Source organism: Chitinophaga solisilvae (assembly GCF_009928525.1).
Taxonomy (GTDB): domain Bacteria; phylum Bacteroidota; class Bacteroidia; order Chitinophagales; family Chitinophagaceae; genus Chitinophaga; species Chitinophaga solisilvae.
The window spans coordinates 260279-275431 of the sequence record NZ_JAABOK010000007.1 but is presented as its reverse complement, the minus strand read 5'-3'; the positions used below and the strand labels follow the sequence as shown (position 1 = coordinate 275431).

General features: G+C 47.7%; 15 protein-coding genes. 10 read left to right on the top strand and 5 right to left on the bottom strand.

Translation table 11 applies throughout. From position 1 onward, the window contains the following. Positions 1-114: 114 nt before the first annotated feature. Positions 115-609, top strand: a complete 495-nt coding sequence (locus GWG06_RS16695; RefSeq protein WP_160714557.1) for a low affinity iron permease family protein — start codon at positions 115-117, stop codon at positions 607-609. Here GWG06_RS16695 and GWG06_RS16690 read toward each other — a convergent pair whose 3' ends face one another. Next, positions 610-2046, bottom strand: a complete 1437-nt coding sequence (locus GWG06_RS16690) for a hybrid sensor histidine kinase/response regulator (protein ID WP_160714555.1) — start codon at positions 2044-2046, stop codon at positions 610-612. A gap of 81 nt (positions 2047-2127) precedes the next feature. Further along, positions 2128-3558, bottom strand: a complete 1431-nt coding sequence (locus GWG06_RS16685) for a sensor histidine kinase (protein ID WP_160714553.1) — start codon at positions 3556-3558, stop codon at positions 2128-2130. A 321-nt stretch (positions 3559-3879) separates the two neighbouring features. Here GWG06_RS16685 and GWG06_RS16680 point away from each other — a divergent pair, with 321 nt between their 5' ends. From GWG06_RS16680 to GWG06_RS16665, 4 genes are all read left to right on the top strand, one after another. Then, entirely contained in the window at positions 3880-4104 is a 225-nt protein-coding gene (locus GWG06_RS16680) for a hypothetical protein (protein ID WP_127037105.1), read from the top strand. A 35-nt stretch (positions 4105-4139) separates the two neighbouring features. Then, positions 4140-4724 carry a YciE/YciF ferroxidase family protein gene (locus GWG06_RS16675; protein WP_160714551.1) on the top strand — a complete coding sequence of 195 codons (585 nt, stop codon included), beginning with the start codon at positions 4140-4142 and terminating at the stop codon, positions 4722-4724. Between the two features lie 84 nt (positions 4725-4808). Continuing rightward, complete coding sequence (locus GWG06_RS16670) at positions 4809-5675, top strand: SDR family oxidoreductase (protein ID WP_160714549.1); 867 nt, start codon at positions 4809-4811, stop codon at positions 5673-5675. After that, complete coding sequence (locus GWG06_RS16665; RefSeq protein WP_160714547.1) at positions 5668-6732, top strand: DNA topoisomerase IB; 1065 nt, start codon at positions 5668-5670, stop codon at positions 6730-6732. The genes GWG06_RS16670 and GWG06_RS16665 overlap by 8 nt, the downstream gene beginning before the upstream one ends. On the opposite strand, the gene GWG06_RS16660 is transcribed toward GWG06_RS16665, so the two are convergent. Continuing rightward, on the bottom strand, positions 6721-7068 hold the full coding sequence (locus tag GWG06_RS16660) for a hypothetical protein (RefSeq protein ID WP_127037111.1): 348 nt from the start codon (positions 7066-7068) through the stop codon (positions 6721-6723). The two genes, GWG06_RS16665 and GWG06_RS16660, sit on opposite strands and share 12 nt — an antisense overlap. Positions 7069-7185: 117 nt before the next feature. On the opposite strand from GWG06_RS16660, the gene ku reads away from it, so the two are divergent. The 5 genes from ku (at position 7186) to GWG06_RS16635 (ending at position 12389) form a co-directional block, all read left to right on the top strand. Continuing rightward, positions 7186-7968 (top strand): non-homologous end joining protein Ku, encoded by a 783-nt coding sequence (gene ku / locus GWG06_RS16655; RefSeq protein WP_160714545.1) that lies wholly within the window; start codon positions 7186-7188, stop codon positions 7966-7968. Next, positions 7965-8567, top strand: a complete 603-nt coding sequence (locus tag GWG06_RS16650; RefSeq protein ID WP_160714543.1) for a DNA polymerase ligase N-terminal domain-containing protein — start codon at positions 7965-7967, stop codon at positions 8565-8567. Before ku ends, GWG06_RS16650 begins: the two co-directional genes overlap by 4 nt. Before the next feature lie 65 nt (positions 8568-8632). Further along, positions 8633-10495, top strand: a complete 1863-nt coding sequence (gene ligD / locus GWG06_RS16645) for a DNA ligase D (protein ID WP_160714541.1) — start codon at positions 8633-8635, stop codon at positions 10493-10495. A gap of 25 nt (positions 10496-10520) precedes the next feature. Continuing rightward, complete coding sequence (locus GWG06_RS16640; protein WP_160714539.1) at positions 10521-11012, top strand: DUF4199 domain-containing protein; 492 nt, start codon at positions 10521-10523, stop codon at positions 11010-11012. Positions 11013-11048: 36 nt separating this feature from the next. Beyond that, positions 11049-12389, top strand: a complete 1341-nt coding sequence (locus GWG06_RS16635) for a sigma-54-dependent transcriptional regulator (RefSeq protein WP_127037121.1) — start codon at positions 11049-11051, stop codon at positions 12387-12389. Here GWG06_RS16635 and chrA read toward each other — a convergent pair. Continuing rightward, positions 12384-13544, bottom strand: a complete 1161-nt coding sequence (gene chrA, locus GWG06_RS16630) for a chromate efflux transporter (RefSeq protein WP_235938386.1) — start codon at positions 13542-13544, stop codon at positions 12384-12386. The genes GWG06_RS16635 and chrA overlap by 6 nt on opposite strands. Before the next feature lie 383 nt (positions 13545-13927). Next, entirely contained in the window at positions 13928-14884 is a 957-nt protein-coding gene (locus tag GWG06_RS16625; protein ID WP_127037123.1) for an isopenicillin N synthase family dioxygenase, read from the bottom strand. Positions 14885-15153 lie beyond the last annotated feature (269 nt).

Genomic DNA, 15153 nt, shown 5'->3' with positions numbered 1-15153 from the left:
TAGGAATTTTCTGATTTACGGATTTGAAATACAGGAACGCTTCACTGCATTTTAAATCCGTAAATCAGAAAATTCCTGAATCCGCAAATTTCCAACCGCTTCAATCTGAAATCCATGGAGCCCCTGACAGATAAAAAAAAGCACAATTTTTTTGAAGTAATGGCTTCAAAGGTGATGGCCGCTACCGGCAGTGCCTGGGCCTTTTTCGTGGCGCTGGCTGTCATTATTATCTGGGCGGTTACCGGCCCCATTTTCAATTACTCCGATACCTGGCAGCTGGTTATTAATACCGGTACTACCATCATTACCTTTCTGATGGTGTTTGTGATTCAGAAATCCCAGAATAAAGATTCCAAATCCGTGCAGATGAAGCTGAACGAGCTGATTGCGGTCAACCGCAAGGCCAGTAACAGGTTGATAGATGTGGAGAATTTATCTGAAGAAGAGCTGGATATTCTGCACAGGTATTACGCTGTTATGGCAGAAGAAACCAGGAAACACATCAGCATGAAGGAGTCCCACTCTGTGGAAGAAGCCATCAGCGATGCGCTCGGCAAACATGAAGAACACCTGCAGGAACGGAAGAAAGCAGGTAAGAAGGGCCTGTAGTTATCGTACAGCCGGTAACGTTATGGTAAATGTAGTGCCTTTACCCTGCTTGCTGTCTACATGAATGGTTCCCTTATGATTCAATAGTATATTCTGCGTGCTGGTAAGCCCCAGGCCGGTTCCCTTTGTTTTACTGGTATAGAACGGGTCAAACAGCCGGGATAGGCGGTCTTCCGGAATGCCGGAGCCATTGTCTGTAATCTGCAGCTGCGCTTTATCCTGGATACGTATAGTCCTGATGGTGAGTATGCCTTTGCCGGGTGTCATAGCCTCTATGGCATTGATAATGATGTTGAGGAATGCAATGACGACTTTTTCATCATCTGCATTTACAAAAATTTCTCCGGCAGATAACTGTTCCTGTAAGCTGATTTCATCCAGGCGGATACGGTCGGAGGCCAGTAACAGCGCGGATTTTACCAGGTCGTTGATGTCATGCTCTGCGGTATGCAGTTCAATCATCCGGGTACTGTCCAGCAGTTCGGTAATGAGCTGATTAATGCGTGTACAGTTACGTTCAATAATATCAGTATATACGGTGGTTTCTTCATCCGCTACGATTTCATCCTGGTCTTTGAACTGGCTTACGGCCAGCAGGATGTTGGTCAGCGGGTTACGTACTTCATGGGCAATAACACGCGCAATACGGCCGGTGATCACAAATTTCTCCTGATATTGCTTTTCCTGTTCTTCTCTTTTTTTATCGGTAATATCCTGTATGACGCAAAGATATATTTGGGCAGATTCATCCAGTAAGATGGCATTGATCAGCACCACCATCTTTTTGCCATCCTTTGTTTTAAACTCGTGTTCCTGCTGGGGATCACCGGTTTCCATATGACTGCTGAATGTATCTCCCTGTTCCTGTGATACGAAGAGGTCGCGCAGGTGCATCTGCAGCAGTTCTTCTTTGGAATATTGCAGAATCCGCAATGCTGCGGGGTTCCCGTCAATGATATTTTTGGAACCGTCGGTCAGCAGAATAAGGTCATGCGCTTTTTCAAAGATGCCGTAGTATTTTTTCTCACTTTCTTCAATTGTGCGGAGATGCTTGTATTCATCCAGTGCGTAGCGGATGGATCTTTCAAGGAGATCGGCAGTAATCTCACCTTTGACGAGGTAGTCGTATGCGCCGGCCTGCATGGCTTCCCGGTCAATGGCGTAGTCGCCTTTACCGGTAAGCATGATGACGGGCATTTCGTATTGAGTAGCCTGCACATGGTGCAGGATGTCGATACCAGTATTAGGTCCCAGCCGGTAGTCTACCAGAAAAATATCATGTATTCTGCGTTCAATGGCTTCCACGCCTTTTTGGAAGGTAGGCGCCCATTCCAGCTGATATTGCCCGGGAGAGATATCACGAAGTAATTCTGTTACCAGAAAGAAATCATCCTCATCATCATCAATCATCAGGATTTGTATGGGTCGTTCGCTCATGTTGGTCGTTTGGTACGATACATAAATAAAATCAATAGGGTAATACCCCCGCAATAAAGGTGCTAATATTTGGCAGTATGCTTATTCCGGGGCATTAATTACCTGTTTGAAGGGTAGCGTTATTACGAAAGTCGCGCCGGCATTAGGCTGCCCGTATGCGATTATTTGTCCGTTATGACTGTCTACAATTTTTTTGCAGATAGCCAGCCCTATACCTGTACCGGTATATTCACTGATCCCATGCAGGCGTTGGAATATGAGGAAGATACGTTCTGCAAAGGCAGGATCAAAGCCGATACCATTATCTGCAATACTGATACGGCAGAATTGGCTGTTGGCGAGATTTTCCTTGAATCCGCCGGCTTCTTTTCCGGTTAGTACCTCATGACTGATATTAATATGCAGCTGCCGTTCCGGGCTGGCAAATTTGATGGCGTTGGCCAGGATGTTCTGGAACAGCTGATGAAAGGAGGTATCGCTGCCTTCAATTTCCGGCAGCTGATCGTAGGTGACAGTGGCATTCTTCTCTTCCAGTGGTACTTCCAGATCGTTGAGCACTTCCTGCACCAGCTGGTTCATATCCACGCTGGTGATACTTTCCGGGGTAATACGTCCGGCGCGGGAAAATATCAGCAGGTCGTTAATGAGCACCCGCATACGTGCTACAGCAGATACCATGCGGTCTATCAGCTGTATGGCGTCAGGCGGTAACTGGTCCCGGTATTTCATCTGCAGCCGGTCGCTGAAGGTAGATATCTTGCGCAGCGGCTCCTGCAGGTCATGCGAGGCCACATAGGCAAACTGTTCAAGTTCCTGGTTGGTTTTATTCAGCAGGGAAATATTCTGTTGCAGATCGCGCTGGTAGGATTTCATTCTATGCTCGATATGTTGCTGCAGCTTCACTTCCCTGTTCAGCGTAATGTAAGAGTATATGCCTATGAGAATGGCTACCAGAGAGGATATGAAGATAACAGGCACCCAGATGACGGAGAAGAAGTGGAACAGCCTTGACTTTTCATGTACCAGGTTTTCCTCTATGCGTGTCATATCCTGTACTTTACGGTCCAGACGATCCATAGAGCGTTCGCCTTCCTTTATGGAGCTTTGCTGTTTGGCGTGGGTAACTGTCTGGCCTCCTGACAATAGCTGGTTGTATTTGATGACCAGCAGGTCTTCCAGCGTATCGAGGTGGCGCTGTTGCCGCGGATTATCGGCGGTGATGATACGCAGCAGCTTATATTCTTCATTAATGCGCCTGTTCCGTTCCTGCATACTGGGATCCAGGAAGGAGCTGTCTTTGGTAAGATTATACCCTCTCAGCGCGGCTTCTGCCTCTTTCAGCTGCCTGGTAATCACCTCCAGCCTTTTGGATACTTCAATGGCATGATTTAACCTGCCGGCATTATCCAGCAGATTTTTGGCAACGAGGTAAGAAAATATTGAAGCAGTGATGATAACAGTAAAGGCAATGAAAAAACCTATACGTATCTTTTTATGAACTGGGAAATGCATTTTATCTGTTCCAGGTTTTTCTGTAAGCGCATTCAAGTTACTATTTCTGCGGCAGAAATCGGCTTAAAAATAAAGGCATTTTTCATGAAACATCTTGCTGAGCAAGATTTTCCACAGTATGACAGTAATTTCTACGAAGTATACGGACACTGCTGGAAATAGATTTTTAACAGGTTTGCATATAGGTGTAAAAGGGCTCAAACTATTGCTGTTACAGCGTTTGAGAGGATGGTTTTTATTGATTATTGCCACCTGAATGCGCTCTGGAATGAACTTTGTCTTTTTTCCGGTAAGCAGTTCTTCACTTAAAAATCTTGTCTTATGAATAATAATCCTGATAAAAATCAACAACCGGCACCGAACCCGGAACCTGATAAACAACAACCAGGAAAGACAGATCCGCCACCTGTACAGCCACCACCGGATAAGCCGGAAGTAGGGCCGCTGCCGGAAGAAATTCCGGAAAGGGAAATTCCCCGTAAACCGGCGGATCCCAAAGCAACACCTTCTTCAGAGAAGGCATTTGAAAAAAGAAAACCGCACTAGTCATTCACTTTAACTAACCATAAAATTTTAACTGTATGCCTGCAAAAACATCAACAGCCACCCGGAAAACAGCTGCCAGGGCTAATGGCCGGGAACAGCAATCCGGAAGTAACCAGGAACAAATGGATAATTCCAAATTTCATCAGCTATTTATGGATGAGCTGAAAGATATTTACTGGGTAGAGAAAAACCTTGTAAAAGCATTGCCTAAAATACAGAAAGCAGCTACCTCCGAAGAATTGGCTTCCTGTATCGGAGAACACCTGGAAGAAACAAAGAACCACGTTTCCCGCCTGGAAGAAATCTTTGAAATGATGGGCAAGAAACCACAGGCCAAAAAATGCGAAGCCATGGAAGGCTTACTGGCAGAAGGTCAGGAAGTAATTGCCGATACTGAAGAAGATTCCATGGTAAGAGATGCGGGTATTATCATCTCTTCCCAGAAAATTGAACATTACGAAATAGCTTCCTATGGCAGCCTGCGGACATTGGCCAACGTCATGGGACACCGCGATGCGGCCAATCTGCTTGAACAGACGCTGGAAGAGGAAAAGAACGCAGACAGCACACTCACTGAAGTGGCGGAAGGCCAGGTGAATGAAGCTGCTGCCAAAGAGTAGCACGTTTGTATAATTGTTGAATAGAAAACTGCAAAGGGTTCCTGTCATGATTTGCAGGGACCCTTTTAATGTAAACACCCGCTTATGCAAAAAACACAACCCAAAAAAACAGTACGTCCCCCGCAACATCAGCAAAAGCAACCCGGTGCAGAGCATAAGATGAAACCCGCACCCGTATTCGACAAAGAGCAAAGTAAAGAAGGCCGCCTGCAGAACAGGGTGGCGGTTATCACCGGCGGCGACAGCGGCATAGGGCGCGCGGTAGCCGTAGCTTTTGCCAAAGAAGGTGCAGATGTAGTGATCGCCTACTTCGACGAACATACGGATGCTACGGCCACCTGTGAACAGATCTCCCTGTGCGGCCGGCAATGCCTGCTCATCGCCGGAGATATCCGGAATGAAAAGCATTGCGCCGATATTATCAAAAAAGCAGTAAAGCAGTTCGGCCGCCTGGATATCCTGGTTAACAATGCCGCAGTACAGTATCCGCAGGAAGGACTGGAAGGTATTACGCCTGCCCAGCTGCAGAAAACCTTCGAGACGAATATCTACGCGCATTTCTACCTGACACGGGCCGCATTGCCACACCTGAAGAAAGGCAGCAACATTATCTGCACCACTTCGGTGACTGCCTACCGCGGCAGCAGCCACCTGATAGACTACAGCGCTACCAAAGGCGCTATCGTTTCGTTTGTCCGTTCCTTGTCCGCCTCCCTGGCCGATAAGGGAATACGGGTAAACGGGGTGGCTCCCGGACCTGTATGGACACCATTGATACCCGCCACCTTTAAGGCGGAAGAAGTGGCGTCTTTCGGCTCGGATGTGCCTTTAAAACGCGCCGGAGAACCGGTGGAAATTGCTCCCTGCTACGTTTTCCTCGCCAGCGACGACGCTTCCTACATCACCGGACAAATACTGCATCCCAACGGAGGGGAGATCATCAATGGATAGCCCTGATATACTCATGACCGATCCCGTGGCAATAGCCCGGTCCATGAAACTCCGCTATGTGAAAGCCGGTACCCCCGGTTATGCCCGGCTGCGCCAGGGCAACGACTTCATCTACCACGATATGCAGGGCAACCTCATACACGATGAAAACACGCTGGATCGTATCCGTAAACTGGTGCTGCCGCCCGCCTGGGAAAATGTGTGGATTGCGCCCTGGCCCAATGCCCACCTGCAGGCTACCGGCACTGATGCCAAAGGCCGCAAGCAATACCGCTACCACAGCACCTGGGCTAAAGTGCGCAATGAAACAAAATATTACCGCCTGCTGCTGTTCGGCCGGCAGCTCCCGGCCATCCGCCGGCAGATACTCGCAGACCTCCGCCGGAAAATACTGAACAGGGAAAAAGTAATTGCCATCGCATTGTCGGTCATGGAAGAAACACAGATCCGCGTAGGCAACACCGCCTATGAAAAGCTGTACGGCTCCCATGGCCTTACCACCCTCCGTAACAAACATGTTGTTATCAACGGCAGCACCACCTTCTTCCAGTTTAAGGGAAAGAAAGGTGTGCTGCATAAGATAGCCCTGAAACACTCTTCCCTGTCACGCCTGCTCAAGAAAGTAAGCGAAATCCCCGGTCATGAACTGTTCCAGTATTATGATGAAAATGGCGGCCACCGCGTGCTCGACTCCGGTGAAATAAATGACTACCTGAAACAGTTTATGCAGGAAGAATTTACCTGTAAGGACTTCCGTACCTGGGCAGGCACCGTACAGGCATTTAATATGTTGGCAGATCTGCCGCCCTTTCAATCGGCAGCGGAATGTAAACGCAATATAGTAGCGGTTATTGACGGTGTGGCGGGCAAACTGGGGAATACCCGCGCAGTCTGTAAAAAATATTACATACATCCGCAGCTGCTGGACAGCTACGAGAACGGAACCCTGGCACCCTGGCTGCAGAAGATACGCCTGAAACGCGAACAGCCCGCCATGGGCGGGCTGCACGCTGATGAAAAAGTGTTGCTGGCGTTTCTGAAACAGCTATCCGAATAACAGCTGCTCTTCACGGTCTTCTACCGGAATTTTCTGTATAAATTCATCAAAACCGGATTCATCGTGGGAACTGTAGGCCCCGTAAGCATCCAGCACATATCCCTTGTTCCCTTCCTTATCTTCCATTACATATAAAATTGAAGAATCAGACGGATCTGATTCACCTTCAAAACGATAGGTTTTGATAATCAGCAAATCTTCCGGATTATAGATTTTTTTCGTGTCAGGAGACTGCATCCGGCCGTGATCACTCATCTTTAATTCATGGTCAAATCCTCTCTCATGCAGCTTCTCCAGAACGCGTGTCAGTGTAGTCATTTCTCCCGGTTTTTCCATAAAAAGGGTTTTTGGTTACTAACGGAAAAACCAAAAGTTATGCCGCGATGTTTTACTATTACCGGTATCATGGTACCATTTATGTAAACATTAACGTATTACCAAAACTAAAACATCATGCGATCAATCTGGTCAGGATCAATAGGCTTTGGGCTGGTAAACATTCCAGTGAAAATATACAGCGCCACACAGGACAGCCGACTTGATCTCGATATGCTCGACAGCAAAGGCCTGGCGCATATCAAATTCAAACGGGTAAATGAAAATACAGGTAAGGAAGTCCCCTGGGAACAAATCGTGAAAGGGTATCTGTACAATGATGAATACGTTGTACTGGAAGATGAAGATTTTGAAGCCGCCAGCCCGAAGAAAAGTAAAATCATCGAAATAGAATCCTTTGTGGAAGAAGTGGAAATCGATGATATCTACTTCGAAAATCCCTACTACCTGGAACCCGGTAAAGGTGGCGAAAAAGCATATGAACTGCTGCTGAAATCCCTGGAGAAGACGGGCAAGGTAGGGCTTAGCCGCTTTGTACTCCGAACGCAGGAACATCTTTCCGTTATCAGGCCAAGAGAAAACTACCTGCTGCTGCAGCAACTGCGCTTTGAAGAAGAGATCCGCTCTCCGGAAGAACTGACATTACCTTCACATGTTACTATCAACAAAAAGGAACTGGACATGGCGGTTGAACTCATCAAACAGTATTCTGCTGAATTTGATATCAGCCAGTATAAGGATGAATATAAGGCGGAACTGCTGAAGATCATCAAAGCCAAAGCCAGCGGTAAGAAACCGGTGATTAAGAAAATGAAGGTGGTGCATACCAAGAGCGATGATCTGTTCGAACAGCTGAAAGCCAGTCTCACCAAACCCACCGGTAAAAAACGTGCATCATGAGTTTAGCGAAATATAAGCAGAAAAGAGATTTTACGCAGACGACAGAACCCGTTGCCGGTAAGGCTTCCGGCAAGAAGCACATTTTTGTGATCCAGCGCCATCATGCTTCCAGGCTGCATTATGATTTCCGCCTGGAAGTAGACGGCGTGCTCAAAAGCTGGGCAGTGCCCAAAGGCCCGTCGATGAATCCGGAAGATAAAAGACTGGCGATGGAGGTAGAGGACCATCCGTATGACTACAAGGACTTTGAAGGCACTATTCCCAAAGGCAACTACGGTGCGGGTACTGTATACATCTGGGATAAAGGCACTTTTGAGCTGCTTCGTCCTGACGGCGGCCACTTTGATAAGGAAGCCCTGAAAGAAATAAAATCCGGCGATCTGAAAATAGTGATGAAAGGAAAAAAACTCCGGGGAGAATTTGCCCTGGTGAAGATGAAAGGACGCGATGAAAACGCCTGGCTGCTTATCAAACACCGGGATAAATATGCCGTAGCTGAATATAACAGTGAAGACTATACGCCGGAAAAGGTGAAAGCGCTTGGAACAAAGGCAAAAGAAGAAATGAAGAAAACAGGTAAAAAAAAAGCCCGTCTATAGCTGAACCTCCCGCCGCCAATCCCGCCCGGCGTGGCAAACAGGCCATCAGGAAAGTGTATAAGCCTATGCTGGCCACATTGGTCGACGAACCTTTTGACAGCAACGAATGGATATTTGAAACCAAATGGGATGGTTACCGCGCTATCGCCAGCGTACAAAACCACCAGGTATCGCTTTACTCCCGCAACGAGAAAAATTTCAATACCGATTACCCCGCCATAGTGGCCGCTGTAGAGAATATTGCGCACAACGTTGTGCTGGATGGGGAAATCATTGTAACAGAAAAGAACAAAGGCGCCGGATTCCAGTCACTGCAGCGTTTCCGCTCTACCGGCAAAGGCGCCCTGGTATATATGGTTTTTGACCTGCTGCATCTCAATGGCAATGAGCTGCAGGAGCTGACACTGCTGGAACGCAAGAGCCTGTTGCAGGATATTGTCGCCGCGCTCAACGATAAAACAGTACAGTTTTCCGGCCATATACAGGGCAAGGGAAAAAGCTTCTTCCGGAAAGCCCGGAAACAGCAATGGGAAGGCATTATTGCCAAGCGGGCAGACAGCATATACGAAGAAGGCCGCCGCTCCGATAACTGGCTGAAAATTAAAAATATCAATGAACAGGAAGCCCTGATATGCGGCTATACCGAGCCGCGCGGCAGCCGCAAAAAACTGGGCGCATTGGTATTAGGATTGTATGATGATAAGGAGCTGAAGTACATCGGCAACTGCGGGGGCGGACTCAACGAAGAAATGCTTGGCATACTCTACAAAAAGCTGCAGCCGCTGAAACAATCAGCCTCTCCCTTCAGCAAAAAAATTAAAACCGTTATGCCGGTTACCTGGGTAAAGCCAAAACTGGTATGCCAGGTCAAATTCTCCGAATGGACGGGCGACGGAATACTGCGGCAGCCTGTTTTTCTGGGACTCCGGGAAGATAAGGCCGCCGGCGAAGTTCATGCAGAAACACCTAAATCAATCACTATGGCTACTGCTACCGCCTCTGCTGCTGAAAAAGAACGTATAGTCACGCTGAATGGTAAAAAGGTAACCCTTACCAATCAGCAGAAATTATACTGGCCTAAAGAGAAAATTACCAAAGGCCAGCTGATAGATTATTACCTCGGTATGGCGGAAATAATACTGCCACATCTCAAAGACAGGCCGCTGTCACTGCATCGTTTCCCTAACGGCATTACCGGGCAGGCCTTTTACCAGAAGGACCTTAACCTGGAACAGTCGCCGGTATGGATCAAAAGCATTGCCCTGCGGGCGGAATCTACCGGTAAGGATGTGGATTACCTGATCTGTAACAACGAGGCTACGCTGGCCTTTATGGCGAATCTGGGCTGCATCGAAATCAATCCCTGGCTGTCACGCACCGCCAGACTGGATAACCCGGATTTTATAGTGATGGACCTGGATCCTGAGAACATTGATTTTAAATACGTGGTAGAAGCGGCGCAACATATCAAAGCCTTCCTGGATCAGTATAAGGTTACCTGCTTCTGTAAAACCTCCGGCTCTACCGGACTGCATATCTATATTCCCGTGGGTGGCAAGTACAGTTATGATACCGGCCGCCTTTTTGCGGAATATATTGCCCGGCATGTTAACCAGGAGTTGCCCAAAAGCACCAGTGTGATCCGCACAAAGTCGCAACGCAACCATAAAGTGTATATCGATTTTCTGCAGAACAGCCGGGGGCAAACAATCGCAGCTCCGTATTCCGTAAGGCCCAAACCCGGTGCTACCGTATCTATGCCGTTGCTATGGAAGGAGGTGAATGAAAAACTGAAGATGACAGACTTTACCATATTCAACTCACGTGAACGGGTAAACGAAACCGGAGATTTGTGGCATGATATTCAAAGTACAAAAAATGACTTGCGCCGGTTTATCAGTGCAATTGAAAAAGGGGATGCTCCCTGATTTTGTTCAATTAAATCTCCAGGTTATGCAACAATCAAATCCGAAAGCCACAAAATTATCTCCGGTATATGGTATTGTTATCGCGCTTGTATCGATAGTACTGACCATTATTTTTTATGCTACCGATCTATATGGTGCGCTATGGACAGGGTTTTGCACGAGCCTGGTGTTTTTCCTGGGGGTGCTGGTTTCCATTATTCACTACAACAGCAGACATCATGAACATACATCGGTGAAAGCTGCTTTTGCCATGGGATTCCGTACTACCTTGCTGGCTACTATTCTCATCGCAGTATTCACCATCATCTTTCACTTCCTGATTATGTCTTCAGACGGGCATCACCAGATGGTAGAGCAGAGTACGGGCGTGGTGATACAGGATGAAAATGTGAAACGTAATTTCTGGATTATGTTCCTGGGAAACATATTGTTTGTAAACATGGTAATGGGGCTGCTGGCTGCTGCTGTTGGCGCACTGGTGTTTAAGGCCAACCAGAAAACTTCCCGCAATAATTAGTCTTTTTGCTGTTATTTTGCTCTTAAATTCAAAAGATTGAAAGGGCATATCTTAATTATTGACGATGAGGATCAGCTGCGTAAGCTGCTGAGCCGCCTATTGGGACTGGAAGGATATACGATGCACGAGGCGGCCAATATCAGGGCTGCCATGAAGATACTGGAGAAGGAAGAAATCAGCGTGGTGCTGTCTGACGTTAAGTTGCCCGATGGCAACGGTGTGGAGCTGGTACAAACCATTCATGCGCGTTACCCGGAAGTTGAAACCATTGTACTCACTGCATACGGCAACATTGCCGATGGTGTACAGGCCATTAAAAACGGCGCATTTGATTATATCACCAAGGGAGACGATAACAACCGTATCCTGCCACTGGTGAGCAAAGCGATGGATAAGGCTGCACTGCAGTTCCGTATCCGTGACCTGGAGAAGAAGATCAGCGGTAAATATAATTTCGATAATATTCTGGGAACATCGCCGGAAATCAATGCTGCTATTGAGCTGGCCAGGAAGGTGGCGCCGTCTGATATGACGGTACTGCTGCTGGGAGAAACCGGCTCCGGGAAAGAGGTATTTGCACAGGCCATACATGCCGCCAGCCAGCGCCGCCAGCAGCCGTTTGTAGCAGTGAACTGCAGCGCTATCGGCAAGGATATACTGGAGAGTGAATTGTTTGGCCATATTGCCGGTGCTTTTACCGGTGCGGTAAAGGATAAGAAGGGATTTTTTGAAGAAGCCCGCGGAGGAACTATTTTTTTAGATGAGATAGGGGAGATGCCCATAGAACTGCAGGCTAAGCTGCTGCGGGTATTGGAGGCACAGGAGTTTTACCGGGTAGGGGAGCCTAAGCCCACCAAAACGGATGTACGCGTTATTGCCGCCACCAACCGCCACCTGGAACAGGAAATTGCGGCAGGACACTTCCGCGAAGATCTTTTCTACCGCCTGTCTGTCTTCCAGATTGCTCTGCCTTCCCTCAATGAACGCAAGAAAGATATTCCATTGCTGGCCCAGTGGTTCATTCAGCAGTTCTCACCCAAAATGAACAAGCGTATTACCGGCATGACGCCCGCCTTCCTGCTGGCGCTGCAGCAGCACAGCTGGAAGGGCAATATCAGGGAATTACGGAATGTAATAGAGCGCGCGGCCATTCTAACGGACACGGATATACTGGATGTGCCCGCTTTGCCGTTCGATTTCCAGCAGGGTGGCGAAGATTCGCCTTCCTCCCTGCGGCTGGCAGACATGGAAAAGCGCCATATCATCAAGGTACTGGCGCATGTAAAAGGCAATAAAACCCGCGCAGCAGAGCTGATGGACATCGGACTGACCACACTTTACAATAAAATCAAGGAATATAATATCACCGCATCATAGCAGCCAGCCCAGCAACAGGCAGGTGATTACAATGAATGGCGACGGCAGTTTGGTGATGGTCAGCAGCGCCAGGGTACTGATCATAATCAGCAGATTGTACCAGTTGGTCGGGATGGCAAAAAACAGGATAAAGGTAGCCGCCCACATTATACCAACTACTACGGCGTTGATGCCTTCCAGGGCACGGTAAATCACCACATACTTTTTGAGATTGTGCCATATCGGGAAAAAGAACAGCACCAGTAACAGGCTTGGAAGAAAAATGGCTACCGGCGCCAGTATACAACCCAGGAACTGGTAGCCCATGCCCAGGTTACGCATAGCCATGCCACCCACATAGGCGGAAATGGAAAAGGTAGGGCCGGGCAGCGCACGCATGATCCCCGCCCCGGTCAGCAGCTCTTCCGCAGTAAGAAACTGAGTTTTGGCGCGGAATACATACTGTTCCAGCATCATGGCAATTAATATATCGCCCCCGCCGAATACAAGGCTGCCGAAGCGGTAAAAGTTCTCAAAAAGGTTAAAGGGCCTTCTGGTAATCCACTGATGAGAGCGCGCCAGCTCCGATAAAATACCCGCCAGCACAAAGATGGACACAAACAGCCAGATATTTCCCCACTGTATTTTTTTAGGTTTCTCGTTAATATCCGGAATACGTTTATTACTGAAGTTGGACACAATACCGCCCAGGATAATGAGAGCCGGGAAGGTCCACGGCGACTTCAGGTAGAAGGCCGCAAACATGGCCACTATCATAATAATGAAGGTGGCTACGTTGTTGATACTGATCTTAAACGCCCTGATGCCGCCATAGGCCAGGAATCCTACAGCCATTGGCTGAACATATTTGAATATGTCGGTCTGCAATGCCCGCTTGTCAAAGTATTGCAGCAGGAAACTGAGAGAGCCCATCAGCAGGCAGGCCGGGGTGATCCATATCAGCAGGGTGATGATGGCCAGCATAACACCGCCGCGTTTGTATCCGATAAGGGTAAGGGTCTGGGAAGACGATGCACCGGGCAGCAGCTGGCAGAAGGCATTATATTCCATCAGCTCCTGTTCCGTTACGTCTTTACGCTGATGTACAAAGGTTTTCATCATCATTGCCAGATGCCCCTGCGGGCCGCCGTAGGCAGTGATGCTATGTAATAGCACAGCTTTGAGAAAAGGTATATGACGTAGAAACACAGTTATTTATAAGTGAATTCTGCCCGAAGGATTCAATAAGTTAGTAAAAATTATCAGACAAATTACAACGATGTTGCTAATAAAGCTATCGTTCCTGTTTAATAAAGGCACAATACTTGTAATACCGCTGGCTATTGTAACGAATATGGCCTTTTATCCGTTGTGATCAGTTTGTATTAGCGAAATTTATAACCCACCGGCATGAAATAGTGTTCGGACAAAAGAATAACCATATTTTGAAAGCCGTTGAGAGTAACCATAAAATAACCAGAATTGTCCTACATCAAGGATACATGTAAAGTCCCGGTAAGAGCTTGCTTGCCGGGACTTTTACTATAGGGTGGGCCGGATTATTTTTTCAGGCCTATTTCACGTAAACGTTCGTCCAGGTATTCGCCGGCGGTGATGGGCTCGTACGCCAGCGGGTTGGCCGCAGTAATACAGCTTTCCAGGGCATCCAGCTTCATTTCTGATTTGGGATGCAGGAAGAAGGGAATAGAGTAACGGGAGGTATTCCACATTTCGCGGGGCGGATTCACCACACGATGGGTAGTAGATTTCAGACGGTTGTTGGTAAGCCGTTGCAGCATATCGCCCACGTTTACCACAATCTGCTCCGGCAGGGAGGTTACCGGCACCCAGTTATTTTGCTTATCCAGAATCTGCAGGCCGTCCGCGGAAGCGCCTACCAGCAGCGTAATCAGGTTAATGTCTTCGTGTTGTTCCGCTCTGATAGCTGATTTAGGCTCCTGGGTAATAGGAGGGTAGTGAATCGCTCTCAGAATGGAGTTGCCGTTATGTATTTTTCCGTCAAAGTAGTTTTCATCCAGTCCCAGATACAGCGCAATCGCCTGTAACAGGTATTTACCGGAAGTCTCGAAGCCACGGTACGCCTTAAAGAAAGTAGGGGTGAACGCCGGTACCTCGTCTACCGTTACATTCGGCGGATACTGTTCACTGATGGGGTCATTGTCTTCCACAGTCTGGCCAAACTGAAAGAACTCCTTCAGGTCAGGGGCTTCATATCCTTTGGCGTGTTCTTTACCAAACGAGGTATAACCGCGCTGGCCCGCCAGTTCAGGGATTTCGTATTTATGCTTTGTTTCAAAGGGCAGCTTAAAAAACTGTTGAACATAATTGTAGAGGTCAGCAATAAGCTCGTCTGGAATACCATGATTCTTCACCGCTACAAATCCTACTTCTTCATAAGCTTTTCCCAGTTGCTGCACGAAGGCTGCTTTGCGCCCGGCGTCGCCGGAGGTAAAATCTGCCAGGTCGACAGAGGGGATGGAGTGGGTTGTTGCCATATCTTACTATTGTTTTGGAGCGCTAAAGGTAAGGAATTACGAATTACGAATTGCGAATTGCGAATGGGGAACCCGGGCTTATCAGGCAGGAATAAGGATTAATTATGAATTATGAATTAAGAATTATGAGTTAGCGGGAAGATTTAAGCAGATAACAAAATATGTTCTTCGCTTAAATCTTCCCGCTAACTCATAATTCTTAATTCATAATTCATAATTAATCCTTATTCCTGCCTGATAAGCCCGGGTTCCCCATTCGCAATTCGTAA

Bases quoted from the DNA above. Each gene is read 5' to 3' on its own strand.
- GWG06_RS16680 (WP_127037105.1), top strand. From the start codon at position 3,880: ATGAATAATAATCCTGATAAAAATCAACAACCGGCACCGAACCCGGAA.
- GWG06_RS16660 (WP_127037111.1), bottom strand. From the start codon at position 7,068: ATGGAAAAACCGGGAGAAATGACTACACTGACACGCGTTCTGGAGAAG.
- ligD (WP_160714541.1), top strand. From the start codon at position 8,633: ATGCTGGCCACATTGGTCGACGAACCTTTTGACAGCAACGAATGGATA.
- GWG06_RS16695 (WP_160714557.1), top strand. From the start codon at position 115: ATGGAGCCCCTGACAGATAAAAAAAAGCACAATTTTTTTGAAGTAATG.
- GWG06_RS16690 (WP_160714555.1), bottom strand. From the start codon at position 2,046: ATGAGCGAACGACCCATACAAATCCTGATGATTGATGATGATGAGGAT.
- GWG06_RS16650 (WP_160714543.1), top strand. From the start codon at position 7,965: ATGAGTTTAGCGAAATATAAGCAGAAAAGAGATTTTACGCAGACGACA.
- GWG06_RS16665 (WP_160714547.1), top strand. From the start codon at position 5,668: ATGGATAGCCCTGATATACTCATGACCGATCCCGTGGCAATAGCCCGG.
- GWG06_RS16685 (WP_160714553.1), bottom strand. From the start codon at position 3,558: ATGCATTTCCCAGTTCATAAAAAGATACGTATAGGTTTTTTCATTGCC.
- ku (WP_160714545.1), top strand. From the start codon at position 7,186: ATGCGATCAATCTGGTCAGGATCAATAGGCTTTGGGCTGGTAAACATT.
- GWG06_RS16670 (WP_160714549.1), top strand. From the start codon at position 4,809: ATGCAAAAAACACAACCCAAAAAAACAGTACGTCCCCCGCAACATCAG.
- GWG06_RS16640 (WP_160714539.1), top strand. From the start codon at position 10,521: ATGCAACAATCAAATCCGAAAGCCACAAAATTATCTCCGGTATATGGT.
- GWG06_RS16675 (WP_160714551.1), top strand. From the start codon at position 4,140: ATGCCTGCAAAAACATCAACAGCCACCCGGAAAACAGCTGCCAGGGCT.
- GWG06_RS16625 (WP_127037123.1), bottom strand. From the start codon at position 14,884: ATGGCAACAACCCACTCCATCCCCTCTGTCGACCTGGCAGATTTTACC.